The 26,371-nt window shown below is 58.0% G+C and carries 26 protein-coding genes and 1 tRNA gene; 14 read left to right on the top strand and 13 right to left on the bottom strand.

Going from position 1 to position 26,371, the window contains the following annotated elements; translation table 11 throughout:
* The first annotated feature begins 60 nt into the window (after nucleotides 1-60).
* Both argC and MRBLRC7O_RS04745 read left to right on the top strand, forming a co-directional pair.
* The gene (gene argC / locus MRBLRC7O_RS04750) at nucleotides 61-993 is read left to right on the top strand and encodes an N-acetyl-gamma-glutamyl-phosphate reductase (protein WP_080866087.1); all 933 of its coding nucleotides are present in this window, start codon (nucleotides 61-63) and stop codon (nucleotides 991-993) included.
* Between the two features lie 7 nt (nucleotides 994-1,000).
* Nucleotides 1,001-1,846 (top strand): aminoglycoside phosphotransferase family protein, encoded by an 846-nt coding sequence (locus MRBLRC7O_RS04745; protein ID WP_080866086.1) that lies wholly within the window; start codon nucleotides 1,001-1,003, stop codon nucleotides 1,844-1,846.
* A gap of 105 nt (nucleotides 1,847-1,951) precedes the next feature.
* On the opposite strand, the gene MRBLRC7O_RS04740 is transcribed toward MRBLRC7O_RS04745, so the two are convergent.
* Complete coding sequence (locus MRBLRC7O_RS04740) at nucleotides 1,952-3,055, bottom strand: COX15/CtaA family protein (RefSeq protein WP_035212501.1); 1,104 nt, start codon at nucleotides 3,053-3,055, stop codon at nucleotides 1,952-1,954.
* A gap of 142 nt (nucleotides 3,056-3,197) precedes the next feature.
* On the opposite strand from MRBLRC7O_RS04740, the gene MRBLRC7O_RS04735 reads away from it, so the two are divergent.
* Together MRBLRC7O_RS04735 and uppA are read left to right on the top strand one after the other, a co-directional pair.
* Nucleotides 3,198-3,410, top strand: coding sequence for a DUF2842 domain-containing protein (locus MRBLRC7O_RS04735; protein WP_003502315.1), 213 nt, complete (start codon nucleotides 3,198-3,200; stop codon nucleotides 3,408-3,410).
* Nucleotides 3,411-3,507: 97 nt separating this feature from the next.
* On the top strand, nucleotides 3,508-4,734 hold the full coding sequence (gene uppA / locus MRBLRC7O_RS04730) for a polysaccharide biosynthesis GNAT family N-acetyltransferase UppA (RefSeq protein ID WP_080866085.1): 1,227 nt from the start codon (nucleotides 3,508-3,510) through the stop codon (nucleotides 4,732-4,734).
* Between the two features lie 7 nt (nucleotides 4,735-4,741).
* Here uppA and uppB read toward each other — a convergent pair whose 3' ends face one another.
* Nucleotides 4,742-7,009 carry a polysaccharide biosynthesis protein UppB gene (gene uppB / locus MRBLRC7O_RS04725; RefSeq protein WP_080866084.1) on the bottom strand — a complete coding sequence of 756 codons (2,268 nt, stop codon included), beginning with the start codon at nucleotides 7,007-7,009 and terminating at the stop codon, nucleotides 4,742-4,744.
* Between the two features lie 210 nt (nucleotides 7,010-7,219).
* On the opposite strand from uppB, the gene uppC reads away from it, so the two are divergent.
* From uppC to MRBLRC7O_RS04695, 6 genes are all read left to right on the top strand, one after another.
* Nucleotides 7,220-7,792, top strand: a complete 573-nt coding sequence (uppC, locus tag MRBLRC7O_RS04720) for a polysaccharide export protein UppC (RefSeq protein ID WP_003502309.1) — start codon at nucleotides 7,220-7,222, stop codon at nucleotides 7,790-7,792.
* Nucleotides 7,793-7,808: 16 nt separating this feature from the next.
* Nucleotides 7,809-8,951 (top strand): polysaccharide biosynthesis type 4 glycosyltransferase UppD, encoded by a 1,143-nt coding sequence (gene uppD, locus MRBLRC7O_RS04715; RefSeq protein WP_065694935.1) that lies wholly within the window; start codon nucleotides 7,809-7,811, stop codon nucleotides 8,949-8,951.
* A gap of 221 nt (nucleotides 8,952-9,172) precedes the next feature.
* Complete coding sequence (gene uppE / locus MRBLRC7O_RS04710; protein ID WP_031233998.1) at nucleotides 9,173-10,726, top strand: polysaccharide biosynthesis glycosyltransferase UppE; 1,554 nt, start codon at nucleotides 9,173-9,175, stop codon at nucleotides 10,724-10,726.
* Nucleotides 10,723-11,964, top strand: coding sequence for a polysaccharide biosynthesis O-antigen ligase family protein UppF (gene uppF / locus MRBLRC7O_RS04705; protein WP_080866082.1), 1,242 nt, complete (start codon nucleotides 10,723-10,725; stop codon nucleotides 11,962-11,964). Before uppE ends, uppF begins: the two co-directional genes overlap by 4 nt.
* A gap of 78 nt (nucleotides 11,965-12,042) precedes the next feature.
* Entirely contained in the window at nucleotides 12,043-12,192 is a 150-nt protein-coding gene (locus MRBLRC7O_RS25550; RefSeq protein WP_003496532.1) for a hypothetical protein, read from the top strand.
* 172 nt (nucleotides 12,193-12,364) lie between these two features.
* Complete coding sequence (locus MRBLRC7O_RS04695; RefSeq protein ID WP_031233997.1) at nucleotides 12,365-13,009, top strand: hypothetical protein; 645 nt, start codon at nucleotides 12,365-12,367, stop codon at nucleotides 13,007-13,009.
* 71 nt (nucleotides 13,010-13,080) lie between these two features.
* Here MRBLRC7O_RS04695 and MRBLRC7O_RS04690 read toward each other — a convergent pair whose 3' ends face one another.
* On the bottom strand, nucleotides 13,081-13,617 hold the full coding sequence (locus MRBLRC7O_RS04690) for a DUF1269 domain-containing protein (protein ID WP_020012295.1): 537 nt from the start codon (nucleotides 13,615-13,617) through the stop codon (nucleotides 13,081-13,083).
* 229 nt (nucleotides 13,618-13,846) lie between these two features.
* Between MRBLRC7O_RS04690 and MRBLRC7O_RS04685 the strand changes: the two genes are divergently transcribed.
* Both MRBLRC7O_RS04685 and MRBLRC7O_RS04680 read left to right on the top strand, forming a co-directional pair.
* A tRNA-Pro gene (locus tag MRBLRC7O_RS04685) sits at nucleotides 13,847-13,923 on the top strand.
* Nucleotides 13,924-13,988: 65 nt separating this feature from the next.
* Nucleotides 13,989-14,447 (top strand): hypothetical protein, encoded by a 459-nt coding sequence (locus MRBLRC7O_RS04680; protein ID WP_367727364.1) that lies wholly within the window; start codon nucleotides 13,989-13,991, stop codon nucleotides 14,445-14,447.
* A gap of 148 nt (nucleotides 14,448-14,595) precedes the next feature.
* Here MRBLRC7O_RS04680 and MRBLRC7O_RS04675 read toward each other — a convergent pair whose 3' ends face one another.
* The 5 genes from MRBLRC7O_RS04675 to MRBLRC7O_RS04655 form a co-directional block, all read right to left on the bottom strand.
* Complete coding sequence (locus MRBLRC7O_RS04675; protein ID WP_367727363.1) at nucleotides 14,596-15,210, bottom strand: hypothetical protein; 615 nt, start codon at nucleotides 15,208-15,210, stop codon at nucleotides 14,596-14,598.
* 76 nt (nucleotides 15,211-15,286) lie between these two features.
* Entirely contained in the window at nucleotides 15,287-16,657 is a 1,371-nt protein-coding gene (locus MRBLRC7O_RS04670; protein WP_367727362.1) for an SGNH/GDSL hydrolase family protein, read from the bottom strand.
* Entirely contained in the window at nucleotides 16,654-16,941 is a 288-nt protein-coding gene (locus MRBLRC7O_RS04665; protein WP_367727361.1) for a hypothetical protein, read from the bottom strand. Before MRBLRC7O_RS04665 ends, MRBLRC7O_RS04670 begins: the two co-directional genes overlap by 4 nt.
* Entirely contained in the window at nucleotides 16,923-17,270 is a 348-nt protein-coding gene (locus MRBLRC7O_RS04660) for a hypothetical protein (protein WP_367727360.1), read from the bottom strand. The genes MRBLRC7O_RS04665 and MRBLRC7O_RS04660 overlap by 19 nt, the downstream gene beginning before the upstream one ends.
* Nucleotides 17,267-17,845 (bottom strand): lysozyme, encoded by a 579-nt coding sequence (locus MRBLRC7O_RS04655; RefSeq protein ID WP_367727359.1) that lies wholly within the window; start codon nucleotides 17,843-17,845, stop codon nucleotides 17,267-17,269. Before MRBLRC7O_RS04655 ends, MRBLRC7O_RS04660 begins: the two co-directional genes overlap by 4 nt.
* 305 nt (nucleotides 17,846-18,150) lie before the next feature.
* Here MRBLRC7O_RS04655 and MRBLRC7O_RS04650 point away from each other — a divergent pair, with 305 nt between their 5' ends.
* Nucleotides 18,151-18,939, top strand: a complete 789-nt coding sequence (locus MRBLRC7O_RS04650; RefSeq protein WP_367727358.1) for a class I SAM-dependent methyltransferase — start codon at nucleotides 18,151-18,153, stop codon at nucleotides 18,937-18,939.
* Here MRBLRC7O_RS04650 and MRBLRC7O_RS04645 read toward each other — a convergent pair.
* Both MRBLRC7O_RS04645 and MRBLRC7O_RS04640 read right to left on the bottom strand, forming a co-directional pair.
* Entirely contained in the window at nucleotides 18,934-20,061 is a 1,128-nt protein-coding gene (locus tag MRBLRC7O_RS04645; RefSeq protein ID WP_367727357.1) for a hypothetical protein, read from the bottom strand. The two genes, MRBLRC7O_RS04650 and MRBLRC7O_RS04645, sit on opposite strands and share 6 nt — an antisense overlap.
* Nucleotides 20,062-20,086: 25 nt before the next feature.
* A complete protein-coding gene (locus tag MRBLRC7O_RS04640; protein WP_367727356.1) occupies nucleotides 20,087-21,286 on the bottom strand; it encodes a hypothetical protein in 1,200 nt (399 codons plus the stop codon).
* A gap of 91 nt (nucleotides 21,287-21,377) precedes the next feature.
* On the opposite strand from MRBLRC7O_RS04640, the gene MRBLRC7O_RS04635 reads away from it, so the two are divergent.
* Nucleotides 21,378-22,034, top strand: a complete 657-nt coding sequence (locus MRBLRC7O_RS04635; protein WP_367727355.1) for a hypothetical protein — start codon at nucleotides 21,378-21,380, stop codon at nucleotides 22,032-22,034.
* On the opposite strand, the gene MRBLRC7O_RS04630 is transcribed toward MRBLRC7O_RS04635, so the two are convergent.
* The 3 genes from MRBLRC7O_RS04630 to MRBLRC7O_RS04620 are packed head-to-tail and all read right to left on the bottom strand — an operon-like array spanning nucleotide 21,972 to nucleotide 26,370.
* A complete protein-coding gene (locus tag MRBLRC7O_RS04630) occupies nucleotides 21,972-23,333 on the bottom strand; it encodes a hypothetical protein (RefSeq protein ID WP_367727354.1) in 1,362 nt (453 codons plus the stop codon). The two genes, MRBLRC7O_RS04635 and MRBLRC7O_RS04630, sit on opposite strands and share 63 nt — an antisense overlap.
* A complete protein-coding gene (locus tag MRBLRC7O_RS04625) occupies nucleotides 23,321-25,348 on the bottom strand; it encodes a hypothetical protein (protein ID WP_367727353.1) in 2,028 nt (675 codons plus the stop codon). The genes MRBLRC7O_RS04630 and MRBLRC7O_RS04625 overlap by 13 nt, the downstream gene beginning before the upstream one ends.
* The gene (locus tag MRBLRC7O_RS04620) at nucleotides 25,348-26,370 is read right to left on the bottom strand and encodes a tail fiber domain-containing protein (RefSeq protein WP_367727352.1); all 1,023 of its coding nucleotides are present in this window, start codon (nucleotides 26,368-26,370) and stop codon (nucleotides 25,348-25,350) included. Before MRBLRC7O_RS04620 ends, MRBLRC7O_RS04625 begins: the two co-directional genes overlap by 1 nt.
* Nucleotide 26,371 lies beyond the last annotated feature (1 nt).

The following is a 26,371-nucleotide window of genomic DNA, read 5'->3' as shown; positions in this document are numbered from 1 at the left end:
GGCACCTACCGAACTGATTCCGAATACCCTCGCAACCCTTTGAAAAGTCAGGACAAGGACATGACAGCGAAGATCTTCATCGATGGCGAACACGGCACCACGGGTCTGCAGATCCGCACGCGCCTTGCCGGTCGCCGCGATATCGAGCTGCTGTCCATCCCTGAGGCCGAGCGCCGCAATGCGGCGATGCGCGAGGACATGCTCAACAACGCCGACATTTCGATCCTCTGCCTGCCCGACGATGCCTCGAAAGAAGCCGTCTCCATGGTGGCCGGCAACAATAATGTCCGTATCATCGATACCTCGACCGCCTATCGCGTCCATCAGGACTGGGCTTATGGTTTTGCCGAAATGGATAAGGAACAGGGCGAAAAGGTTCGTTCCGCCCGCCTCGTCGCCAATCCGGGCTGCTACCCGACCGGCGCGATCGCCCTTCTGCGCCCGCTGCGCGCCGCAGGCCTCCTGCCGGACGGTTATCCGGTCAGCGTCAATGCGGTTTCCGGCTATACCGGCGGCGGCAAGCAAATGATCGCACAGATGGAAGACCGGAGCCGCGATGACTCAATCAGCGCCAATAATTTCCTTTATGGCCTCACGCTCAAGCACAAGCACGTGCCGGAGATGACCATTCACGGTCAGCTCGACCGTGCACCGCTGTTTTCGCCCTCCGTCGGTCGTTTCCCGCAGGGCATGATCGTGCAGGTGCCGCTGTTTGCCGCTGACCTGAAGGAAGGCGCGACCATCGAAACGATCCATGCGGCGCTGAGCGCCCACTACGCGGGACAGGACATCGTCAGCGTCGTGCCGCTGGCCGAAAGCAAGGGCCTCGCGCGCATTGACGCCGAAGAACTGGCGGGCAAGGACACGATGAAGCTCTTCGTTTTCGGTACGCCGGGCGGCGAGCATATCAATCTCGTCGCGCTGCTCGACAATCTCGGAAAGGGTGCGTCTGGCGCGGCCGTCCAGAACATGGAACTGATGCTTTCCGCATGAGACTTGCATGAACAGCACCACGCCATCTTTTCCGGCCTCGTGGAATATCGAGGCCGCAAAACGCATCGCCGATACACCAGCCGGCATCGTTTACGAACTGACGCGCAAGGACGGTTCCCTTGCCGTTGCCAAGGTCCTGAAAAAGAAAGTGCTGAAAGACAGCCTTCGCGGTGCGGATTTCATCGCATGGCGCGCAGGTGTCGGCTGCGTGGAGCTGCTCGACCGCTCGGACGACATTCTGCTGATGGAGCATGCCGGAACCGAGACGCTGCGCGACGTGCTGTTCCGCGACGGTGACGACGATGCCACCACGGAAATCGCCGCTAACGTTCTGCTGGAATATCATCAGCCATCGCAGCAGACGCCGCCCTCAAGCCTGCTGACGCTGCCGCTCTATTTCGAAAGCCTGTTCCGCAAGGCCGAACAGGACCGCACTGACGGCGTGGAAAGCCCCTATATCGAGGCGGCCACGCTTGCGCAGGAACTGATCGGCAAGCAGTGGGATATCAAGCCGCTGCACGGCGATCTGCACCATGAGAACATCATGCGCAGCGAACGCGGCTGGATCATCATCGACCCGTCAGGCCTGATCGGCGATGCGGCATTCGACGTCGCCAACATGTTCTCCAATCCGCTGGACCGTTTCGACCTCACCCGTAGCGAGGCGCGCATCGCCTCCATGGCGGCGATTTTCGCGAAGACGCTGCAACGGGATGAACGGCTGTTGCTGCAATATGCCTTCGCCTATGGCTGCCTTTCGGCCACGTGGCACGAAGAGGACGAGAATGCGGAAGAGCGCGATAACGAACTCGCCGTCGCGGCAACCATCAAGGCCGTCCTGAAACAGTTCTGAGCAGGCTCAGAGTTTGTCAGGGAAAAGTGGAACCCGGTTTTCCCGAAAAGACAAACGAAAACAAAAGAATCTAGAGTATGCAGGTTCAGAATGAACCTGCATACTCTAGTCCCTGATTTCGACCGAAACCGGCGCAGGATATTCGCCGATGAACCCGCGCCAGTGGGCGACGGAAAAACCAAGCACGATCAGCGCCATGCCCTGATGAGCAAGCGCGACATGAATATCCACATGCATCAAAAGCGTGGTGATGCCGAGCGCCGCCTGAATGGAAACCAGCACGAAGAACAGTACGGCGCGGCGGGCGTGTGGCGTATTCGGCAGCGCGCGCGCCATCGACACCATATGCCACAGCGTGGCGGCAAACAGCGTATAGGCGCCGAGGCGGTGGATGAACTGCACCGTCTTGGGGTTTTCGAAGAGGTTGATCCACCAGGGCTGTTGCAGGAAGAGATCGCCCGGCACCAGCGAGCCGTCCATCAGCGGCCAGGTATTATAGGAAAGGCCGGCATTCAGCCCCGCAACCAATGCGCCGAGATAGATCTGGAACAGACAGAGCACCGTCAGCAACGCAGCAAAGCCCCTGCCCGTCTTTTCGTCGGCGGCGTCGGGCGAATGATGCGACAGGCCGCGCAATATCCACATGCAGCCCGCGAAGATGAGGCAGGCGATGGTCAGATGCGTGGCAAGGCGATATTGCGAGACATCCGTGCGGTTGACGAGGCCTGACGATACCATCCACCAGCCGATAAAACCCTGAAAGCCGCCAAGCGCCAGAAGGCCGACCAGCGGCAGGCGCAGACGCTTTTCGATGCGGCCGGTCAGCCAGAAGAAGGCGAGCGGCAGTGCGAAGATGATGCCGATGGTGCGGGCAAGCAGGCGATGCGCCCATTCCCACCAGAAAATCGTCTTGAACTCGTCAAGCGACATGCCCTTGTTGATTTCCTGATATTGGGGAATGCGCTTGTAGAGCTGGAACTCTTCTTCCCATTCAGCAACGGAAAGCGGCGGGATGGCGCCATGGATCGGCTTCCATTCGGTAATCGACAGGCCGGATTCGGTAAGCCGCGTGGCGCCGCCGACGAGGACCAGACAAACGAGCGTGAAAAGCACGACGCGCAGCCAGATGCGCAGCAGGCGGCGATCCTTCTCCTGTTTCTGCAGGGCAGCCTCCACCACCATTTCCGCAGAACCATTTGCCATCGTCATGCCGCTCGAACGCATCTTTCAGGTCTCCCTCATACAGTCATGTTGATTAGCCCCAACCGACACCACAAAACAAGGCCTCAGGGTTTGCGGCATGCGGTCGCGGCGGTATAGTCGCGCCAGCTGTTCAATCACGGAAGATTTCATGCACCCTCGCCTCAGATCGCTCATCGGCACCGTCGTCATCATCTGCCTCGTCGTGGTTTACGCCGTGGTGGCGACGGCCATTGCATCAGCGACACTGGCGCAATCGCCCTGGTGGGTGCATCTCGCTTATTTCGTGTTCACCGGAATTTTGTGGATTTTGCCGGCGATGCTGATCATCAAATGGATGGCCGGACCTAAAAAACAGGGCTGAGCGCCAGCCGTTGTATAACATCCACAGGTCGCAATATTATAAACCGATTGTTTGCCGCTGAACGATATAGTCCGACCGAAACAACCGGAGAGAGTGGATGGCGGCTGAGGAGCCGGTCTTTATCAGCGACAAGCAAGCGCCGACCGCCGTGCAAAACGAGCGGCGGAGTGCTGATCGTCTGTTGATCGATCTCGTCGATGACGCCGCAACCATCCGCTCCGACTGGGAGCAGCTGGAAGGCGACCCGCTCAATTCGCTGCATCAGGGTTTTGGCTGGTGCTCCATCTGGGCGCAAACGCAGGACAGCGCGCTCCTGACACTTCGCGGCCGGCAGGGCGGCAAGACGATCTTCCTGCTGCCGCTCGAAATCGTGCTGGAAGGCGGCATCCGCAAGGCACGTTTTCCCGGCGGCCGTTTCAACAATATCAATACGGGGCTTTTCGACCCCTCCTTTGCCGAACAGGCCGGACAGGAAATCGCGGCGGCAATTGCCCGCGAGGCGCGGAAGCTGCTGCATGGTCGGGCTGATATTCTGGCTTTGCAGAACATACCGCTGACGTGGCGCGGCAGGACCAATCCCCTCTCGCATCTTGCTTCCGTCGAAAACCAGAATCCGGCCTTCCAGCTTCCCCTGCTCGAGAGCTTCGAGGCCACGCTTCGGCAGGTCAATGCCAAGAGGCGACGGAAGAAATTCCGCATCCAGAGCCGAAGGGCCGAGGAAATGGGCGGTTACAGCCATGTGATCGCGCGTTCGCCACAGGAAAGATGCGAATTATTGCAGGCGTTTTTCCGCCAGAAGGCCGCCCGTTTCGCCTCGCAGGGCATTCCGGATGTCTTTCGCAATCAATCTGTGAAGGATTTCTTCTACGATCTCGCCAATTTTCCCGAGACGGGCACAGGCAGCCTGCTGGAACTGCATGCCATTCGCCTGCATGGGGAAAACGAGGGCGTCATTGCCGCGATAGCCGGCCTTTCGCGCAAGCAGGATCACATCATCTGCCAGTTCGGCTCAATCGATGAGTCCGTTTCGGAACTCAGCCCCGGCGAATTGCTGTTCTGGCTGATGATCGAAAGGGCGTGTCGCGAGAAGGCGGCGATCTTCGATTTCGGCGTCGGCGACCAGCTCTATAAGCGCAGCTGGTGCCCGCTTTTCACCGTGCAGCACGATATATTCCTGCCGGTGACATTGAAGGGTCGCGCAGCAGCCTCGGTCTATGTCGCCATTGCCCGGACCAAGAGCCTGATCAAATCCAATCCGGCGCTTTATGCGTTGATTCAGCGTTTTCGTGCCGGACGGCCGAAGACGGACACCGCTGCCGACTGAGCGCAGATCACGCCGCGCTCAGCCGGTCCGGCTTGCGCATACCGGTCATCGGCAATGCCTGTTCATAGCCTTGGGCAACCAGTTCACCGAGCGTCTTTTCCAGAAGTTCGCTATCCTTGCCGGGAACCGAGACGATGATTTCCGCCGGCAGGTTGCGCAGCATTTTCCCAAGGCTCGAAATCTGTACCGCGCCGCATTCGACGAGAACCGTATCATAGGCGTCGGAGAGCGCGCCGAGGATCATCGTCAGGCGATCTATCGCGCGCATGGCCTCGCGCGGCTGCGCATTGCCGCGCGGCACGATATGGGCGTCGGACAGGCGGTCACTGTGAATGGTTTCACCGAAGGCGGCCGCACCCGCCAGAAGGTCCATGACACCGGGAAGCCCGACTTCCGGCGCCATCAGCCGCGTCGGACAGGCAGACGCCGTCATGTCAACGAGAACGACCGAACGGCCCATCTCGGACAAAGCGCGCGCCAGCATGACGGTCGTTGTCGAACCGCTATCACCAGCCGGAGACACAATGGCGGCAACCGGTTTGGCAAGACGGCTGGCCAGGAAACCTGCGACAGCATCGATCGAGAAATCGTCAGAAGTGTCAACGTCCTCTTCCACTGCCTCTTCCTTCGCAGCCGCGACAGCTTCCACCGGCGGGGCCAGCGTGGCGGCAGCGGCTACAGCCGGCAGGTGCCGTTTCTCCTCTTCGGCAGCGGACTGGTATGCCGCAACCGGCATGGCCCGCGCAGCAGACGGTATGGTCTCATGATGCACGGCAACAGGCTGTTCCGGCACATCCGTTGCCTTGTCCGGATCGGCTGGAGCACGCGAAGGGGAAGGCGGATCGGAGAGCGGCGGAACCTGCTTCCGGCCCATCGGCTTCAAGGCCCGGCCGGTGAAAAGCTCCACCAGCATGACCACGATGCAGGACAGCAGAAAGGCCGCCAGAGTAACGACGATGGTAATGGCGCCGGTCTTCGGGAAATAGGGTTCGCGCGGCTCCACCGCCGTCGAAATGACACGAGCATCGGCCGGCGTGGAATCCACCGAGCCGGCGCGCGACGTCGCTTCCCGATAACGAGCAAGATAGGTTTCCAGAAGTTGCCTCTGCGCCGAAGCTTCCCGCTCCAGATCGTTGAGGCCGACCTGCTGTTCACCCGCACGCACGCTTTCCGATTTCAGCATGTTCAGTTGCTGGATCAGCTGCCGTTCCCGCAGACGCGAAACATTGGCCTCGTTTTCGAGACTTGCCAGCACCTTGCGGGTTTCCTCCTGAATCTGCCGCTGTATGCCGTCGAGCTGGTTGCGCAGCGCCCGGATGCGCGGATGGCCTTCCAGCATTGAAGACGAGAGATCGGAAATCTGGCTGCGGATCGTGGTTTCGTTTTCCTTCAGCCTCTGGATCGTCGGGGAACCGACGACATCGGGGAAAGTATCAAGCGGACGGCCGGTAGCAAGCGCGTTGCGCACGCCTTCCGCCCGCGCCTCCGCATTGGCGCGCTCTCCGCGGATACGGCCAAGTTCGGTGGAGATATCGCTGAGCTGGCGGGTGGCGAGGGTTTCGCCCTGCCCCGCCGAGAGAAGATCGGACGAAGCGCGGTAATCTGCGACCTTCCTGTCGGCGTCGCGCACCTTTTCGCGCAGACTGGCGATTTCCGGTTCCAGCCAGCGCGCCGCTTCCGTGCTTGTATCCAGTTTCGCGCCGCTCTGCAGGGCGATATAGGCCTTCATCATCTCATTGGGGATGGCGGCGGCAAGCTTGGGGTCCTGCGAGGAGAACTCGACGGTGATGACGCGCGAGCTTTCGACCTGATAGACCTGCAGCTTCTCCCGGAAGGCCTTCAGCACCCGTTCTTCGGGCAGCACCTGAAGCGGGTCCTTCTTGACGCCGACGGCGACCAGCAGCTGCGAAATGAGCGAAGGATGGGCTTCCGGATCGAATTCATCCAGCTCGTAGAGCTTCATGTCTTTGGCGACCTGCTTGATGAGATCGACCGACTGCAGGATCTGCACCTGGCTGGAAACGGTCAATTCATCGAGCACGGGCTCGGCGGGCGCATTGGACTGCTGCGAAGCGCCGAAGGAGGCGGTGCGGGATTCGATGAGCACGCGCGCCTCGCCCTTGTAGGCGGGCGACATCATGCTTGATATCACGAAGGCGGAGCCTCCGGCCAGAAGCGTGATCGCCGCGATCCGTCCCTTGCGCTGCCATATGGCTGCGACAAGCTGCGCAAGATCGATATCCACATCCCTGTCGTCAATGCGATCGCCGTTCATGCAGGCTCCGTAACCGAGACAAACCTCGGGCGCTCAAATATAGATGGCCAATTTTCGCGAAGCTTAAGTCTTGCCGGTAACACAACAGTTAATCCCGGAGAATCCGACGAAATAAAGCTGATATTACCATCGCTCGCCCGGGTTGTTTACCGCACATTAACCCTAACAGAACGATAAGAATGATCAAAGATCGACTCGGAGCCAGATCAGATGCCGCTCGCCGGATCACGACATGTCACCGCACTGACGCTTGCCGTTCTGACGGCCCTTTCCGGCTGCGCGGCATATCAACCCGCGCCGAGGTCCTTCAATGAGGCTGCCCTGCAACCCTATCATGTCGATAGCGGCGACAGGCTGCGCATCAACGTGTTCGAGCAGGCCGGACTGACCAATACCTATACGGTCGATCAGGCCGGCTATGTCGCCTTCCCGCTCGTCGGCCAGGTTCCTGCCCGCGGCAAGACGCTGCCGCAGCTCGAAGCGGCCATTGCCGCCAAGCTGCGCCAGGGCTATCTGCGCGATCCCGATGTGACGATCGAGATCGACCGTTATCGTCCGGTCTTCATCATGGGCGAAGTTGGCCGTCCCGGCCAATATTCCTATGTGCCTGGTATGACGGTACAGAACGCCATCGCCATTGCCGGCGGCTTCACCCCGCGCGCCAACCAGGCCGATGTCGACATCACCCGCAAGATCAATGCCGAGGTGATGACCGGCCGGATCGGGATTACCGCCCCCATTCTGGCGGGTGACACCGTCTATGTACGCGAACGCTTCTTCTGAAAACGGAGCGGCGAACGTGTCGGATGACGGCCCTCCCCTGCGCATCATTCACTGCTTCCGCTCCCCGGTGGGCGGCGTTTTCCGCCATGTGCGCGACCTTATCGAGGAACATGTCAAACAGGGCCACAAGGTCGGCATCGTCTGCGACAGTTCCACCGGCGGTGCGCATGAGGAACGGCTTTTCGCACAGATCACGCCGATGCTGGAGCTTGGCCTCACCCGCCTGCCCATCCGGCGGTCCATCAGCCCCGGCGACCTCATGGCGCTGTGGAAATCCTACAAGCACATCAAAAGTTTGCGGCCGGACATTCTGCACGGGCACAGCGCCAAGGGTGGCGCTCTTGCCCGGCTGATCGGCTCACTCCTGCGGGCGAACAGGTATCGCGTAGCCCGCCTCTATTCCCCGCATGGCGGCAGCCTGCATTATGCCAGAAACAGCCTGAAGGGGCAGCTCTTCCTGCGGCTGGAGCGGTTTCAGGAGCATTTCACCGATGCGCTCTGTTTCGTCTGCAATTTCGAGCAGACGACTTACGAAGCCAAGGTCGGCAAGCCGCGCACCCACACCGCGATGATTTATAATGGCGTGCAGGAAAGCGAGTTCGAAACCGTCCCCGCCCGCGATGATACGGCCCGTTTTCTCTACATCGGCATGCTCCGTGATCTCAAGGGACCGGATGTCTTCATCAGGGCATTCGCGAAAATGGAACGCAGCCTCGGCCAGCCCATGTCCGGCGTGATCGTCGGCGATGGACCGGACAGGGACAAATATGCCGCGATGATCGACAAGGCCGGGCTTTCCCGGCGGATTTCCATGCATGCGGCCATGCCCGCCAGACAGGCTTTCGAACTGGCGACGACGGTGGTGGTGCCTTCGCGCGCCGAAGCCATGCCCTATATCGTGCTGGAAGCGCTTGCGGCGGGAAAGACGGTCATTGCCTCGCATGTCGGCGGCATTCCCGAAATCCTCGGAGAAGACAGCGAGGCGCTCGTCCCGGCGGGCGATGCCGATGCGCTGGCGCGGATCATGGTCAAGGATGCCGAGGATGCCGACTGGGCGCAGCGGGTCATGCCGCACCCCGACAGCTTCAAGGCGAAATTTTCAACCCCTGTTATGGCCGATGAGATGATGAAGCTCTATCGCGACCTGCTGACGAGCTAAAGTTATTTTAAAAACACGATTTTTAATTGTATATTCCAGCCGTCCTGTAGAAACTGATCATAAACGTTTCTTAGCATGTTTCGGCTAGTTTTCTGCTCGTAGAGCGCGGCCATCCACCCGGATGCACAAAGGGCGCTCTACCACTTTGAGGTTGCGTATCGTTCCGGTTGAAAATCTGTGCGGTTTTCAGGTCGATGCGCTGGAGGGTGCGGACCAAAGCAATGACCAAGACTGACAAGGACAGACTGCAATTCGATCTGGCGTCATTGCGCAAGAAAATCTCCGAGCGTCAAACCGGAGAATCCTCCGCATCCGAACCCGTCGTTCTCAATCCGCTTGCTCGGCAGATCGCCAACCAGCTTCGCGCCGGCAATCATTCGCCCAATATGGTGATCGGGCAATTGCGGCTTCTCGAATTCACGATGCTCGTGGTCATCGCCGCCATCGTCAACGGCATCGCAGCCGATCGCGGTCTCGAAACATTTCTGGCGGTGTTCGGCGGTGGCGTGCTGGGGGCGGCGCTCTGCGTCTTTCTTCTGCAGGCGGGTGATTGTTATCAGCTTCCGACACTGCGCACGCCGCTGAAGATGTTCGCCCGCATCCAGGGCGCCGTCTGTCTCTCCTTCGTGGGAATTGGCTGTTTCCTTCTCCTCTTCTTTCCCGATGCGCTGCACTCCTGGCAAGCCTTCGGCATCTGGTACGCAACGGGTGCGATCGCGATCTTCGCCGGTCGACTGATCCTCGGTTTTGCCATTCGCCACTGGGGCCGCAACGGCGTCATGGAGCGCCGCGCCGTCATCGTCGGCGGTGGCGATACCGCCAAGGACCTTATCCGCTCGCTGGAGCAGCAATCCGATAACGATATCCGCATCTGCGGTATCTTTGACGACCGGAAAAGCGCCCGCTCTCCCGAAGTTGTCGCCGGTTATCCCAAACTTGGCACCTTTGCTGAACTGGTGGAGTTTGCCCGTCTGACGAAGCTTGACATGCTGATCATCGCCCTGCCGCTCAGTGCCGAGGCGCGCATTCTCCAGCTCCTGCACAAGCTCTGGATACTGCCAGTCGATATCCGCATCGCGGCGCATGCCAATAAATTGCGTTTCCGTCCCCGCGCCTATTCCCATGTGGGCAAGGTGCCGATGCTCGATGTGTTCGACAAGCCGATCCGTGACTGGGATTCGGTGGCGAAACGGGTGTTCGACATTACTTTCAGCCTCATCGGTATCGCCATTTTGTGGCCGGTGATGCTGGGGGCGGGAATTGCGGTGAAAACGACCTCGAAAGGCCCTGTTCTCTTCAAGCAGAAGCGCCACGGCTTCAACAACGAAACAATCAACGTCTGGAAGTTCCGTTCCATGTATACGGAACTCAGCGACCCGACCGCCAAAAAGGCCGTGACGAAGAACGACCCCCGCGTCACACCCGTCGGCCGCTTCCTGCGCAAATCCTCGATGGACGAGCTGCCGCAGCTCTTCAACGTTCTCTATGGCGATCTTTCGCTGGTTGGGCCGCGCCCGCACGCCGTTCATGCCCAGACGGGCGATCTGAAATATACCGAGGTGGTGGAGCATTATTTCGCGCGCCACAAGGTGAAGCCCGGCGTTACCGGCTGGGCGCAGATCAACGGCTGGCGCGGCGAGATCGACCACGGCGACAAGATCAAGTTCCGCACCGAATATGATCTCTATTACATTGAGAACTGGTCACTGTTCCTCGATCTGAAGATCCTGTTCCTCACGCCGATACGGCTGCTCAAATCGGAAAACGCCTATTGACCCACACCGGTTACCAGCACGCGGCGAATTTCGACGCACCGTTGGCCACCATGCGGCTCATCGGATCGTTCTTCATCGCCTTCGGCGTGTTCCTTTCCGGCTTCGTCATCTCCGAACCGGCCCCTTATGAATTGATGATGGTAGGACAGGTGGCCGTGTGGTTCCTGCTTGGCCTTCGCCTTTCGCGCACCGTCGTCCTGCTTCTGTGCCTGCTGCTTGCCTTTAATGTCGGCGGTTATCTTTCGCTCACCACCATGGCCGATCTGGATGAGGGACCGCTCTATCTCGCCGTCTCGACCTTCCTGGCGCTGACCTCGGTTTTTTATGCGGCGATCGTGGAGGACAAGTACCAGCGGCTGCTTTTGATTTTCCGGGCCTGGCTTACGGCAGCGCTGATCACAGCGCTGCTCGGCATCATCGGATATTTCCACGCCATTCCGGGTTTTGAGGTCTTCACTCTTTACGACCGCGCAAAAGGCGCCTTTCAGGACCCGAACGTCTTCGGTCCCTTTCTGGTGACGCCCTCGCTTTACCTGATCTACGGCCTTCTCACCGGCAAGGCGATGCATGCGCCCTGGCGGATCGCCGGGCTGCTCATCCTGTCGCTTGGCGTGTTCCTGTCGTTCTCGCGCGCGGCCTGGGGCCTGTTTCTGTTCGCCACCATCCTCCTCGTCTTCGTCATGCTGCTGAAGGAACGGACGGCTGCGTTTCGTCTGAAAATCCTCGTGCTGTTTCTCGTCGCCGCCGGGCTGATGGTTGCGGCGGTCATCATCGCGCTGCAGTTCAAGCAGGTGGCGGATCTATTCTCCAGCCGCGCTTCGGCGGTGCAATCTTATGATGGCGGCCATCTCGGGCGTTTTGCACGCCACTATCTCGGCTTCCTGCTCGCCATGGAACACCCGCTCGGCATCGGCCCCATGGTGTTCGACAATATCTTCCCCGCCGCCGAACATAATATCTGGCTGAAGAGCCTGACCACGCATGGCTGGTTCGGTTTCGTCATCTATCTGGTCCTGATCTGCTGGACCATTGCCGCAGGTTTCAGGCATCTGCTGCGGCCACGCCCGTGGCAGCCGTTCCTGATCATTTCCTGGGTGACCTTCGTCGGACATGTAATGATCGGCGCCGTCATTGATACCGACCACTGGCGGCATTTCTTCCTGCTGCTGGGCATATTGTGGGGATGCATGGCGCTTGAAAAGCGCGAAAGCCTGCGCCGCCGCGCGCGGGCCGCCTAAAATGCTTACCCTTACGGAACCTTACGCCATTTCATGCGTTTAGCCCCCGATTCTGATTGTCAAACGGGGAGACATCTTATGACGCAGACCAATAATCTCTATCTCATCATCGGCGCACTCCTGGTGGTCCTTGTTGGCCTTGGGGCTTATGTCTGGCACGAGGAAAGCAAGCCGAAGGGGATCGAGATGAATATCGGCCCGAACGGCGTTTCCGTTCAGGAGAATTGATCCGCAAGCGTCGCGCAAAGTCCGGCCATTAAGACCGGGTGCATCCCACGCCGAACACGGCCGGGATGTACCCGGTCTTCTTATGAGAGAGGACGAAAGGCGGGATCGATGCCCGCTGCGCCGGTTCGGTACGAATGATCCGTATCGCCCGATCAAGGAAACAGCTAGCGCAATGGTCTCCTCCATCGACCTGTCCACACGCCTCACCGCCACCAGGCTCGCCCTCAAGGCCATCAAGGAGCAGGAAGACAATTCCCCTGCCACATCCTCCTCGACGCGGGCGGCTCTCATCGATTCCTACGGGCTCGACACCTCATCTTCTTCCACCAATACGCGCCTCACCCAGCTTCTGGCGCAATATGCCCAGACCTCGAGCGAAGAGACGCAGACCGACGATACCGATACGCAGCTTTCTTCCGGCGATATTAGCAAGGCCGATTTCATGAAGGAGCTGAAGGAGATGCTGGAAGAACTGACCAGGGACCTCGACAAGGCTTCGCAGGCCAAGGCCATGCTGGAGGCTTTGACAACAGGCACGCTGACGGTCTCCGATCCCGCCGAAGGCGCACAAATCAAGGCGTGGGACGTGGCCTCCGATACAAAAACCACCTCCAAGCCGACGACGGAGATCACCACGACGGGATGGAGCGACTTTCTGAAAGACCATCTCAAACGCGACGGCTCGGCTTATGCCAGAAGCGAGACCGGCGCCTATGTCGACACTGTTTCCGGCGACAACGCGTTTTTCGGCAGCGTCGGCAGCCGTTATTATTATCTCACCTGGCCACAGGCGAAAAACGGCACCCTGACCGTATAAAGCCAGATTTCCCGAGGACTGAACGGATCGCTGCGACATGGAACATGCCGCAGCGTCGCTTTTTCGTCTGCTCAGACGGCAGGCGCGGTGGCCGGTTCGGCTCCGCCAGAGAGCGCCTTTTGCAGTTGCGCTTCCTGCGCCGGCGACAGCGAGGTCTTGATGACCCGCCCGCGCAGGCCTTCGAATTCTGCCAGCACCTTTTCCGGCTGCACCTTGCGGATCAGCACGAATAGCGCCGAAGAACCATTGGGAATGGTCTCGCCGAGTGATTTGATGAAATCATCGTCGATACCGAAATCCGTCAGCGAACCCGCAAGGGCGCCCGTGCCGGCGCCAATCGCGCCGCCGATGGCAAATCCCGCCAGCGGATTGAGGAACAGCAGGCCGACAAGGCCGCCCCACAGACCGCCAGACAGGAAACCGGAGCTTGCGCCGATTGCCGTCAGATTGACGCTCTGCTTCAGATGCACCTTGCCGTCTTCATCGCGAACGACGACCACGGCATCTTCGAGATCAACCAGATATTCCTTTTTCAGGCCTGCAAGCTTCAGAAGCACCCTGTCGGCCACTTCCGTTCCGTCAAAACCAACAACGACGAGTTCGGACATAGTTCGTCTCCCTGAGTTTCAATTCCGCTGCGATTGAACGCCGAAGAACGCAGCTTGTTCCGGCAATGATGGAAAGAGGATGTGTCACGCGTTTGACGGTCGCCCATGCCGGGAAGCATCACCCTGCCCCGGCCCCTTCCTGCCGTCCACACCCTTTGTTCCTTTTTTTATGAAAAGACCATTTTCCGCTTGCACCCTAACAGGCTTATATATAAACGGCTTTCAGGTTCGGAGCGTAGCGCAGCCCGGTAGCGCACTTGACTGGGGGTCAAGGGGTCGTGGGTTCGAATCCCGCCGCTCCGACCATTAATTCAAAGACTTGAGGCATCCCCCACCCTCAAGCAGTTTACACGAAAAGAACCGGTTTACAGTTGCTGTTCACCAAGGGTTCTTTTCCGCGCTGGGCGGCGCGCATCAAGACATCAAGGGAAAACGAAACTCTGTCACCGGAGGGAAAGCCCGTGCGCGATGATGAGAAATACCAGCCGAAACTTAAATGGCAGCCGACTTGGCCCGATCTGGTCTGTGAACATACCGGAGGCCCGGTGCAGATGTATTGCGTCAAGATCGACGGAAGACAGGCCGCAGGGATCAGAAGAGAAATGGCCGGCCAGAGCGAAGGCATGTGGGCGTGGTCTGGATGCGATGCCGTTCCATTTAATCGTCTGAGCGACGGCCGCCTTGACCGAGGCATGGAGAAGACCGCACGGCTTGCCGTTCAGCGGGCGGAAGAATATTTCTTCGCGTTGATGGCTTCACCGCTACGACCGAAATGCCATGTGACAATCAATAACGAATGGGACCCGGATAATGAGCGACCAGACCAATAAGGCAGGCGACGGCATCCATGAGAATCACTGGTGCGAGCATCCGGGCTGTAAGCGATGGGGAAGCTTCGGCTACAGCCGCTCTAAGGCCGAGAAGTCATCATGGCATTGCTGGGAGCATTATCCGCAGAGGGACATGTTCAACTCTGCCTCAGCTTCCCGGTGAAGCCTTTTCGCGCTCCATGCGGTCCACGCGCTGGCGAAGGTCCAGAATCACGTCACGGGCTCCGTACACCGATCCCTGAGCCTGTTTCATCTCGTCAAGCTGACGCTGCTGATCCGCATCGATGTTCGTCTGGCTCGTCCACACCCGTTCCAGTTCTGCCCGAGGCACCTGAGCATCGCGGATATCCTTGATCGAACCTTCCATGCGGTTGCGGTCTTCCGCCCCCCGAGCCTGCCGCCATTCCATTTCCTGCCGCGTCACAATCTTTTCGGACAAGGCCACGACGGCGTTTTCAAGCCGCGAGGTGGAGGAGTTGATGGGCCAGTAAGCCAGCCCGCCGATAACGGTGCAGAAGGTGATAGCCACGCCGATTGCCTGCCACTGAGGCTTGTTCCGCTCAGAGAGGTTGGTGGACAGCGCCGATATGGAGGTGCGCATCTCGTTGGCAATGGCGGACATGCCATTCTCAACCTGCTTGAACCCGGCGCGCATCTCTGTCTCAAGATCGCTTTGGCGCCGACCAAGGTTGGTGACGCGCTCACCCAGCTGTGCCGTGACAGCGTCGGTATAGCTGCGCTCGATGTTGCCGTTGTTCGCCATATCGTCGTTTCCTGCCATTATCCCAGCCTGCATGCGAGTAAAAGAAAACCCCCGGCCATAGGTCGGGGGTGATGCGTCAGGCCGCGATAAGGCCTTTGGGCGGAAGCCCCTCAGTGATCAGCACGCGCTGGACGATCAGAGGATCGCTGGTCGCGGGATTCGGAACCTGCTGCGACGGAATAAGGCGGAGATACCGCCACGCCTCGTTTGGATCGTTGACGATCGGTATGCCTGCCGAAACATACCACATCCATCCATCCTGGCAGTCCATCACCGCACCCGTCACGTAATCACGGACATTGCCGAAGGCGTTTTTCACTGAGAAATACGTGGTCGCGTTTACCTGCGGCCGAACCGAATAGCACAGCGCAGCGAAGCATACCGTTTTGCCAGCGATGCGCGCCATTTCAGTGCCGGACAGGTATTTCTGCAAATACGAGGTTTGACCGGAGACGCCCGTGCCGGGGGCGATTCTGCATGAGTAAGCCGATGCGCCGTATTTGATAGTGGTCTCTTTGGTTACGGTCAGCCCAGCGCCGTTAGTCGTCCAGCCCACCGGCAGCGCTCCAGACCAGTTGGAGAAATCGCCGTTGTCGATCAGGTTCGCCCCGGATTGCAGCGGCCAGACCGGAGTTGAAAAAGGTTTCAGCGCAGCAGCATTGAACGATGACATGATGGTGTCGGCTTGCAACTGCGCACCGGCATAATTTGCCTCTGCATCGCTTGGGTGGACATTATCGCCGCCGCGGAACAGATTTGAAGCGTTATCCCGCAGGATAAACGGCATGTAGGTGTCAACGAAAGTTATACCGCCATGGATTTGGGCGGCATACTTGGCCGCATAGTACGTTTTGTAATTGTCGCTGTAGTCCTTCTTCGGGTTCTGCGCCGTGATTACCTGCGGCACGCCCGGCCATTGCAGTTCCTGCATGCCGATGGGGCCGAGCCATTTGCCGATCCCGTTGGAATAGAAGCCAATTCCGGTAGACCCCGCGATGGTGGGATACGAGAACATGTTGTGGCCGTGATGAGTAATGCAAACATCCGGCGTGGGAATGGCGTCTATGGCATTGGCCTTGCGGGTGCCGTCGAAAATTGTGCCAGCAACCTTTTCAGGGATCGCCGAGAGATACACGTTGATGGTCTGGGATGTGCCCGACCGCAGCGTTACGGGGGCCGCATAATCCTTAGGACCAGTCCATGTCCCGGCAACGCCGTCATATTCGGCCCAGCGGCGCATAACGACGGTAGCGTTGTACTTGTCGCCCAGCATCTTAGGGAACAGAAAGTAAGGGCTAAAATCAGCCCATGCAGTGCTGTCTCCATTGACGAAGATATTAACGTCTTGACCGGCATCAAGCTTCGTTTTGAGCGGGCTGAATGCGTTGGCACGCTTCCCCGACATGCCAGACAATCCGACAGGCAGGCCAAGTCCAAGACCGATCATTGTGCAGTTCTCCGGTTATAATCATCGGCCCATGCCTGGCAGTCTCTGGCCAGCTGGTCGCGATTGTCGGCGGCGACGTTCCAGCGCCACGAGTGGATCACCCACGGCTCATCCCGGAGCTTTACGCGGTCCATGAGCGCTGTGCAGGCGGCGGGGAGAACGAGGACAGGCTGACGGGCGGCAGTCTCGCCCTTGACGAGGGACGCGGCCTTGAGCCGTTCCTTGTTGGTCTGACACCCTGTTAAAGCGATTGCGGCAATCAGGATTAGCGCTCGGATAGCCATTTCTTGTCGCTTTCGTTGGGGCGGGAAAGGGTGGCGTCCTTGGCTGCTTCATCTGCCAAGCGCTCGATCTCTGCTTCTGCGGCCTGCCGTGCCTTGGTTGCCTCGTCAGCGCGTTTTGTGGCCGCGGCTAGGGATTGATCGGCCGCCTCACGCAGAGAGCGTTCCTTGTTAAGCTGAGCCTGAAGCGCATCACGTTCCGACTGCTGCACGTAGCCGGACAGCGCCTGCCGCCGTATAGCAGGGTTGTCGATCGTCTCGTTGTAGAGGTGTGCGAGGGCCAGCATCGCCAGCGCGCCGACGGCCATGTAGATGTAGCTGAGGACGCTCATAGGCCGCTCACGCAGAGTTCGGCTTCGCCAATGCGCTTTTCATCGCCCATCTCGCGGCGAAGCACGAGACCGCGCAGAACTTTGCCGCCTGCCTTATTCCAAGCCGTCGCCGCCTCGCAGCTCTCACGGTATTTGCCAATCTTCGCCAGCTTCAGGGCGGTCGAATTGCAGGCGCCGGATGTGCCAATGTTCCACGACAGGGACAGCATCGCAGCGCGCCACGATATCGGTCGGCTATTCCAGTCACCCGTGCATTTCACCAGCGGCGTGCGGTAGTCATTGACGAGCTTTACAGCCAAGCGCTTGTCGCATCCGGCCTCAGTCTCAACCATACCCTGCTTCACGCCGTTGGTGTCGCCGTCGCAAATCGTCCACACTGGCGGCTTGGCCAGACGGTCGAAGTAGGCAACGAGTGCGCGACCTTCCCATGGCTGGATGACCTTGACGGCGAGCGCCACGTCATCTGGGACGCGATACCCGCCGAAGATGGTAGCAAAGCCGCCGATCGAGGCAGCAAGCACCGCCGCAATCGCAGCCTTACCGCGCTTTGTCGGCGCAATCTTGTTGATCGGCATCAAGGCCTCCTTGAGAGATAATTCGGAAAAGGGGAGCGAGAACGAGAACCGCGACCGGAACCCACCACGGCAGGCAGTCCGCGGCGTAGGGAACGGCGTTCTCAGCGATTTGCAGGAGCAGAGTGAGATAGACGCACCAAAGCGCCGACGAGCGCTTGAGCACTGGCCACCAATTGTGGATGATCATAAGGATGTCCTGATTGTGGGTTATGGGTGCCGGGTTACGCTACCGGCTGCTTGAGGTCTTGCGCTCAATTGTGCGTTGTGGTTGTTGTCAAAAAATCAATTGAGGCAGGGTTTACCGAATGATGGATGACGAGAAAGCCGAATACTGGTTACCATTCCCGCACGATGATCTGGCGCTACGCTGCGCCGTCCTCCATCAGCAGCGAAGGAAGCTTCAAGACGAAAAACTTGAGGTCGAGGTTCTTTCTGCCCGCAAAGCTCTTTCCGAGATTTTTTTGAAAGGGAAAGGCATTGAAGTAGGCGCAGGCTCGCGCCCCTTCCCTCTTCCTGACGGAGTTGAATGCTATTACGGAGACGTTCTGGACTCGGCCAGTCTTGAGAAATATTTCGGCACTGACAAGGTGGTGCTTGATGGCGTGATCGATGCTCAAACGATGCGGGGGATCCCGCATGATAGCCTTGACTTTGTCATATCCGCTCATGTGATTGAGCATTTACACGACCCAATAGGAGCTATTCGGGCAACAATTAATGTTCTAAAGCAAGGTGGCGTCTTTCTGCTTGTGGTGCCAGAAATGACCAAAACGTGGGACAGACGCCGCCCACCGACAACATTAGACCACCTAATTAAGGACAGCAGAGACGGAGGATATTCGACGCACCTTGAAGCCGCTATTGAACATGCCCGTTATGTGCACCCTGAGATCACAGGTAAGACCATCCCCGAAGACGAGATAATTTCGGACGCTCAAAACCTCATAGACTCTGGCATGGACATGCACATGCACGCATGGAGAATGGTCGATTTTAGAGAGATGCTTGACCACATTGCCAATGACGCAAAGTTTGCGGTCGAGGCCGCATTAAGCCGCGTCAACGAGAACGCTTTCGTTTTGCGCCGGTTATAGAGCGCCGATGTTATTTGAAACTTGAGTGGATGGAGAAACGGATGCTGGGGCATGCGTCCAACGGTTAAGTGAGATGATGTTGTCCGCTCCATTACTCTCGGCTATGGATGTTCCCCTGTTCCTGAAACGATTGTTGATGATGGACATGCCACGGACACGGCTTGCATAAACACCAACGTTCCCGATATTCAGCACATCCGAAAATACGCTGTTTGTAATGGTCACGCCGTTGATTTTGCCCAACTCGCTGGCCGGCAACGATATCTGAGCAACGTTTGGAGACGCGTTCTCGCACTGCGCCAAATCAATGGCCAGATCGGTTCCCGCCTCCCACAGGACACATTTTCCAGTGTCTGAAGCCATCCACAGATCAACGAGTTTGACCCCTCTGTTGTTGCTGAACGAAGGGGCCCAGATTGCCATGTTTTTGCAGCAGTCAATCCATGAATGGACAATCTGAAGCCCGTTCGCGCCCAACACCATGACCCCTACGCCGCCATTAACGGCACCATGGCCGCCGGTTGGGAGAATGTGGGAGTTGGAGAGAGTAACGCCCTCACACGATCCGAGGGAACTGCTGAAGACGACACCATCACCACCAGTGACGTAGAGTGCGTTGATGACGGAATTTTTCGCATCTCCAGCATGATGAACTGCCAAGGCACATGAATTAGTATGGAAGTCGTCAATAAGATAATCACCAGGGCCTTCCACGCGAATGGCCTCAACCGTAGCATGGGTAACATGAATATCTTTGAATTTAGACCGGAAGCCTTGAGCCGGTCCAATGCTCCATATCGCGCGAGGAGCAATGCTCTCGCACGAGATATCCATATTTTCCACGCCAGAGCATCCGCCAAGCGCCTTTATAATGGCGTCTCCCGAAAATGAAGCGGATGCCTTCAGCCCAGAGCCTCGGCCGGAACCTCTAAGCTTTATTCCAAGATAGCCGCTTGCGGTATTGGGAAGCGTCAACATTCCAGAAACATTGAACGTATCTGGAATGAAAATTTCTCCCCCATCTGCCCCGATAGCCGAGACCGCAGCCTGCAATTTTGGCAGGATATCCGGCTCTGACGCAGACGCGTTAAAGGGAGCCTTGGTTATATCAATAACAGGCATCATTCTCTCCTGAGAATTGGAATTTTTAAGAGCCAAGGCGGGGGAGCGTGAAATCTCGCCAACCGCCGAAAGTGAGCGTTACCGTGGCTGTACCACTAATGGATACAAAGACCCTCACGCGCCTTGATGTGTCTGTCTTCAATTTCCCCGCCATGTAGACAGTAATTGCGGCATTAGTCGTCCCTTGCATGTCCCAGGCGCCACCGATACTGAATCCAGATGCGTCGGCAAATCTGACGTCGGTATTGCCCGCCGAGTTTACTATTCTTGCGGTGGCTTTCATTTCCATAGAAACGCCGGAAGGACACGGGCAGCCGGCCGTGGTTGTGTTGAGGGCCTCAACTTGAGAAACCGTGAATGCCATAGCATCTACGTTAATCACGTAAAAATCACTGAGTACTTGGGTGAACGGCACAATCGCAGTGTTGCCAGAGTTGACGACATACGAGCCAATGCGACCGATCAGGGTGTAGCCGGACGGGACAGTTGGCGTGGTGCTTGGGGAAAATACCGCGTCGAATGCGCCACTGGAGTTGTTTCGCAGAGCGAAAAGATGATAGGTGCCGTTGGCTACAACGGCCGTTGCTGTATCTCGACCGCCATTGCCGGAACCTGCCGCCCAAACAGTGTTTAGATTTTTGCTAAACGTTGCAACGTTGGCAGTCGATTGGTTGCCAACTTTGTATACGCCTGCGGCTATATCTATGCCCCAAGAACCATTGTTGGATGTTGTCATCCCGCTAAGATGAGAGCTAACGGTCGGATACGGAAGTTCCGAAGCCCTTGTATATGAAACGCATCTCCAGTTTCCGGAACCTTCTGAGATAAATATAGCAACGTCGTTTGCCGCTGTTTGAATGTTTGCTCCTCCGGGGAGAATCAGAGAAGTCGCATTGTGCGTCAACGCAAGAGACCCAGAGAATGTACAAATGCGCATAACTCCAGCCGCTTTTGACCCAAGGCTTGTTATTGTCGTTGTTCCGGTGATATTTACGTATGTCCCAGTAGACCCACCAATGTCTGTTGTGGCCGAACTGGCTATGTCATCCCCCTTCTTTGATAAATTGTCGGCGGCCGCAACCGGGGTAACTCCGCCCGTTCCGCCTGCCGTTATCGGGCGGGCAGCATTGGCATCGGCAACCAAATCGTCTATCGTTTGGTTGTACTTGGCGCTTTCGATTGTCGTGTTTGGTACAGCAGTTGTGCCGGCTGGCTTGCTGTACACTCCCGAACCATTCCTAGGCATTTCTCACGTCCTCTTGCGTTTCGTGGCACGAAATGGTACTTTCGCCTGAAGCTAATTCAGGAGATCCAACGTGCCGTTCAAAAATGTTCCGAAGTACTATTCCGTATGGGCTTCAATGAAGGACCGATGCACAAACCAGAACAACAAGCAGTTCAAAGATTATGGCGGGCGCGGTATTCGCGTATGTGATAGATGGGCTTCAAATTATAGCGCTTTCGAAGCGGATATGGGTGAGCGCCCCGAAGGCTATTCTATCGAGCGCAAAGACAATAACGGCGACTATGAGCCGTCTAATTGCAAGTGGGCCAGCCGCAAAGAGCAGCAACGGAACAGACGGTATAGGGTAATGGTTGATGTTGGCGGCGAAACCTATCGAGCGATTGAGCTAGCCGACATCGCCGGCGTGAAGGTTGAAACCATAGTTGAGCGCGCCAACAGAGGCCTGCCGTATTCAGAAGTCATTCGCCCGGATAAGATTTACAACAAAGACACGTCACACGCTGTCGCTGGGCACAAAGCTAAAGCAGCAGCAAGAACACACTGCAAAAACGGGCATGAGTTTACACCAGAAAACACGCACATTCGCAAAGATGGCGCAAAACAGTGCCGCGAGTGCCACAATGCCAAGATGCGGCGATTGACGGCAAAGAAGCGCGAGGACGCCTTAAAACTCAACCCTGCCTGGCTGCTGCTGTTGCTGCCCCGCAAGCATAAGCGCTCTCAATAGGCGCTCTGCTCTGGCCTGCCGAAACACTTCAAGCGGCGCGTTCGCTTTCAATGCCTCGTACAACGGGGAGTGGGACCTAACCGCTTCGTCAGCGGTCTGAAGCGCCTTACGGGTAAGTGCGTTTGAGATCATTTTGCTGCCAGACCCCACAGCGATCGGCGCCGCGGCACCAATAGCAGCACCAACCCCGCCTCCGGCCGCAGCGCCACCGCCCGCACCGATGGCGGTTGTCAGCATTTGGCCCATGCCGCCACCGCCACCCAGCATATTGCCTACATAGCGTGTGGCATTCTGAGCCGGAGTACCGGTTACGATTTTCTCTAGCGCGGCAATTTCGTCCGGAGAATATCCGGCGATTTCTTTTGGCTTGAGGAGAGCAGAGGCAACTCGTTGACGGATCGCATTTCCGGTATTTGCGCCGGAATTGGATGCTGCGGCGCGAAGATCTGCGGCTCGTTCGACGCCTGTAAGGAGGTCGGAGCGCTTTGCTGAGGCAAAGTTTGCATTTGCGGTTTTGAGGGCGTTTGCCGCGTCGGAAGCGGTTCCAGCCACAACAGCCGCCGGGTTGTCAGTACCAATGAACTCATCCAGTCCTCGAATAGCCCTGACAGCTGCGGCCTGCTCTTCCGGCTCGTTGAAGTTCTGGGCAATCCTGCCGAATGCTTTTCGGGCGGCCTGTAGTCCCTGGATATCGGCAATTGCGCCTTCTGGCGGGTTGGCGAGGTCGTCAAGGATTGACTGCGTTTTGGGGGTAACTTTTGCAATGAAGCCTTCCGTATCAAGCCCTGACTTCAGGCTGGATGCGAAGTCTCTCACAGCATCACCAGAATATGCAACCCCACTGTTCCGCATTGCTGTGTATGCATCATCCGCCGCGGAATAGAGGTCGTCCGCGCTCGGTACAGCCGGAACCGACTGGCGAACCTGCATCTTCTCTCCGGGCACCAGTCCCACACCAGAACGGAGGCCCGGAGTGCTTGGAGACATTATCGAAGCAGCCTCCAGAGAACGGCCGATCACTTCAGGGGATGTCTGACCGTCAGGCCCGTTAATCTGGACTTCGCCGCTCATCACCTCGCCCGGCAGCATGACGGCGCGCTTTATGGAGCCGAGAATACCGGCGTTGCTGTCAAAGCTCACATTGCCCTGCTCATCCTTGCTGAACGGAAGGATAGAGCCGGTATATGCCTGACTTTCGCCACTAGACGGCGCAGCCGCCGCTGGCTGCTCACCCTGACGGCGACGGCGGGCCTTGGCGAGTGCCAGTGCCCTCTGTTGTTCGATGGTCATTTCTGCCATAGTTTGCGCTCTTCCGGAGTGAGGAGTTTCCAGTCTTCGGCGTCAACGCCTTCGGGTGGTGTGTCGGCGTTGGTGTCGGCCTTGAACCCAGCAAGCGGGTTTGGAAGCTCTCGCAGCATCTTTGTCGCGTCCTGACGGGTGATTTCGCCGGTCATAACCCGTTGGGCAATGTCGCCCTGAGCTTGCTTGTACTGAGCAAGGCCGCGCATGGTGCTCAGGATGCGTTCGTTGCCTCCCGGCTGGTTCCAGAGAGACGGAAGAGAACGGGTGAACAGTTCAACGTCACGGTCAGACATCGAGCCGGAACCCGGCTGGCGCTGCGTTGGAACAAGCCGATTGATCAAGGCCTGTGCAGCCTGAATATCGCCCACGTTTTCACCACCGATGCCATATTTTGCCAGAGTTCCGGAGATGCCATCGAGAGTACCGCCCTTGCCAGCCATAAGCGTGCCAAGCTCTTCAATCACCCCGAGATCAGCGCGGGCGTTCATGCCTTCAGTTGCCATTGTGTCAAGGCTTTCGGCTTGCTTTTCAGCAAGTTTTTTGTCGAACGCACCTTCTGCCTTTTGGTCAATGTTGACCTGAGACGCGCCGGCTTTCTTCTGCGCCAGCTGGAAATCAACGAAAGAACCCTGAAAGCCCTGATTTTTGGCGTACTCGTATTCTTGCACATCTGTCGGCAGGTCTGGCTTGCCGCCGTACACCTGCTCGACTGTGCCCTTCTTTTTGTCGGTCCTGAAGATAGAGCCGTCCTTGCCAGAGATGATGTCATATTCCGGCTGAGGATTGCGCATCTGCTCCAGTTCCAACTGTCCCTTCTGTAGCTGAAGCTGGCGCAACGGATCGTTTGCCTGCTGCATCTGCTGGTACATGTCCTGAGCAATGGCTTTCTGCTCGGGGGTCGAGAACTGGTCAGCGAGAACGCGCATGATCTGCTGGCGAGACGGCGATGTTGCGCCGGGAGCCGCAGGGGCCGCGGGGAAGTAATTTTCTGGCAAGTCCTGCGTCTGCTGTTGGCCACCCATGAGCGCCTGAACTATTCCCTGCCGACTATTCGCGGGCTGGGCATTCTGAGCGGTCTGAAACGGCTGCTGAGCAAGCGCCTGCGCGACAGGTTTGCGGCTGTTTGGCGCCGATACCATCGGGTCAACATAACCGGATGCTGGAGCGGCGGTTTCGATTGCCTGAGGCGCAGACGCCATGCCTGCCGCCGGATCAAGGCTAGCGACTTCGGCGCCACCCTGAAACGTGGGGAGATATCCTTTTGCATAGCTGAGGCGCCGGGCAGATTCCCCGCCAGGGCGATTGTACCCAGCGAACGCCCAAGCGTTGTTCATAAGCTGCTGGGCTTCCTCGACGCTCTTGGCACTATTGAGCTTCTGGATAAGTGCCGGATCTTCGTTCAGGAAGAACTTTGCTTGCCCTTGCGGAGACAAATCACCCGTTGAGGCAAGCGCCTGATACCGAGGACCACGCCACGACATGATGCCACCGGCTGTTCCGGGCTGCCCGCTCTCGCTGGGGTCGCTCCACGTCCGGTTGGCGTTCTTCGCGTCCCATCCGCTCTCAGCGCGACCAGTGGCCGCAATAGCTGCAAGCGCATAGGGGTTCTGCACGCTCGTCTTGATAGTGTCCATAAAAGGCGAGAACGTATCGCCGGTCGCAGGAGACGTGGCTGCGACTTCTCCTGCCGCCTCCGTCATCGGAATGCTGGAAGGCGCTTGAGCGGCATTCGACACGCTTGCTGACGCAGGCGTTTCGCCACCACCGAGACCGCCCATGAGAGCAGAGAAGGCGTTGCTGGCAGCATTCTGCCCCATAGCCTCGCCCTTGGCGGCCTTGTTCATCATCATGCGGTAGGCAATGGCATTGCCAATAGCCGTCAAGCCCTCGCCAACGTTCTTGGGTGCACCCTGCGGAGCCATGGCCTGAGCGATAGCGCGAAGGCGAGCAGCTTCCTGTGGCGTCTTGGGGAGGCCTTCAGCGCCAAAGATGAAAGTTGGTGAACCTACCATTATGCAGCCTCCGCGCCAGACATGCCGAACAATCGACCATAATGCACCCGTTTGACGCCATCACCACCCGTCATAACTGCATCCGGACGATGCTTTTCAACGTTCTGTGCCATGACGCCGATATGATGCTTGCCGTCGTCAAACTTGCCCTTGTATCGGTAACTGTAGATACGCTCGCCCATGAGTTCACCTACAGGCTTGATATCTTTCTTCACGCGCCTGTCGGATGCCTTGATGGCTGCCGAGCCGAGGCCAAACAGGCCGCCGAGAAGCCCCTGCCGTTGAGCCATCTGCGTATTGTAGGCACCGAGCCTGTTCTGATAATCCTGATTGATGATCCCTGCGGTGTCCGTGGTCGGGATCGTAGGCATGTTCGCGCCCATGAAATTCGGCTGCGACACCTGGCCACCCGACAGAAGCGCTGTAATTTCGTTGATAGGCTGGTTGCGCGTTGCCTGAGCTTCCGTGAATGCCTGCTGGCGACCTGTAAGGAGCAGCTGGTTATATGCGTCGTTTCGGGACTGATTCTGGTTAGTCATTTCCCGGTCGTATGCAGCGGAACCGGCCTTGATACCCTGATTTGCCAATCTGGTCCGAAGCGCCTCGTCCTGTTGCGCCAAGGCGGGATCAAGGCGCTTGCGGCCGAGTTCCATTAGCCGCGCTTCGGTGGCCTCGTTGGACCCGTCGAAAGGCTTTGACATATAGCCTTGCAGGAACTGCGTCTGCTTATTGCCAAGCGTTGACAAACCAAGATTTGCCGCGTCCTGCTGGTCTTTAATGGCTTGCTGCTGCGGGGAGAGCGTCGTTGTCCGGCTGAACGTCGGGATTTCATACGTCTTGCCAGTGTAGGTGTCGGTCCACGTCTTTGTGCCGGTCTGGTCAACGCGGGTTGAGCCATCAGGCGTTGTCTCATTGACGTTGCCCATCCATGCGTTTGCTACAGCCGTACCAATGTTGGTTCCGGTAGACGCTGCGGATGTGTCCTTGGGGTCGGGAGCAGCTGGCGCTTTCGGCTTGCCCATG

The sequence above is a fragment of the Agrobacterium radiobacter genome, from assembly GCF_040801995.1.
GTDB lineage: Bacteria > Pseudomonadota > Alphaproteobacteria > Rhizobiales > Rhizobiaceae > Agrobacterium > Agrobacterium radiobacter.
The sequence above is the reverse complement of the archived record's forward strand: the minus strand, read 5'-3'. Positions and strand labels throughout refer to the sequence as shown.

Coding starts and splice junctions, on each gene's coding strand:
- argC (WP_080866087.1), top strand. CDS start 61: ATGACAGCGAAGATCTTCATCGATGGCGAACACGGCACCACGGGTCTG.
- MRBLRC7O_RS04745 (WP_080866086.1), top strand. CDS start 1,001: ATGAACAGCACCACGCCATCTTTTCCGGCCTCGTGGAATATCGAGGCC.
- MRBLRC7O_RS04740 (WP_035212501.1), bottom strand. CDS start 3,055: ATGACGATGGCAAATGGTTCTGCGGAAATGGTGGTGGAGGCTGCCCTG.
- MRBLRC7O_RS04735 (WP_003502315.1), top strand. CDS start 3,198: ATGCACCCTCGCCTCAGATCGCTCATCGGCACCGTCGTCATCATCTGC.
- uppA (WP_080866085.1), top strand. CDS start 3,508: ATGGCGGCTGAGGAGCCGGTCTTTATCAGCGACAAGCAAGCGCCGACC.
- uppB (WP_080866084.1), bottom strand. CDS start 7,009: ATGAACGGCGATCGCATTGACGACAGGGATGTGGATATCGATCTTGCG.
- uppC (WP_003502309.1), top strand. CDS start 7,220: ATGCCGCTCGCCGGATCACGACATGTCACCGCACTGACGCTTGCCGTT.
- uppE (WP_031233998.1), top strand. CDS start 9,173: ATGACCAAGACTGACAAGGACAGACTGCAATTCGATCTGGCGTCATTG.
- MRBLRC7O_RS25550 (WP_003496532.1), top strand. CDS start 12,043: ATGACGCAGACCAATAATCTCTATCTCATCATCGGCGCACTCCTGGTG.
- MRBLRC7O_RS04695 (WP_031233997.1), top strand. CDS start 12,365: ATGGTCTCCTCCATCGACCTGTCCACACGCCTCACCGCCACCAGGCTC.
- MRBLRC7O_RS04690 (WP_020012295.1), bottom strand. CDS start 13,617: ATGTCCGAACTCGTCGTTGTTGGTTTTGACGGAACGGAAGTGGCCGAC.
- MRBLRC7O_RS04675 (WP_367727363.1), bottom strand. CDS start 15,210: ATGGCGAACAACGGCAACATCGAGCGCAGCTATACCGACGCTGTCACG.
- MRBLRC7O_RS04670 (WP_367727362.1), bottom strand. CDS start 16,657: ATGATCGGTCTTGGACTTGGCCTGCCTGTCGGATTGTCTGGCATGTCG.
- MRBLRC7O_RS04665 (WP_367727361.1), bottom strand. CDS start 16,941: ATGGCTATCCGAGCGCTAATCCTGATTGCCGCAATCGCTTTAACAGGG.
- MRBLRC7O_RS04660 (WP_367727360.1), bottom strand. CDS start 17,270: ATGAGCGTCCTCAGCTACATCTACATGGCCGTCGGCGCGCTGGCGATG.
- MRBLRC7O_RS04655 (WP_367727359.1), bottom strand. CDS start 17,845: ATGCCGATCAACAAGATTGCGCCGACAAAGCGCGGTAAGGCTGCGATT.
- MRBLRC7O_RS04650 (WP_367727358.1), top strand. CDS start 18,151: ATGATGGATGACGAGAAAGCCGAATACTGGTTACCATTCCCGCACGAT.
- MRBLRC7O_RS04645 (WP_367727357.1), bottom strand. CDS start 20,061: ATGCCTGTTATTGATATAACCAAGGCTCCCTTTAACGCGTCTGCGTCA.
- MRBLRC7O_RS04630 (WP_367727354.1), bottom strand. CDS start 23,333: ATGGCAGAAATGACCATCGAACAACAGAGGGCACTGGCACTCGCCAAG.
- MRBLRC7O_RS04625 (WP_367727353.1), bottom strand. CDS start 25,348: ATGGTAGGTTCACCAACTTTCATCTTTGGCGCTGAAGGCCTCCCCAAG.
- MRBLRC7O_RS04620 (WP_367727352.1), bottom strand. CDS start 26,370: ATGGGCAAGCCGAAAGCGCCAGCTGCTCCCGACCCCAAGGACACATCC.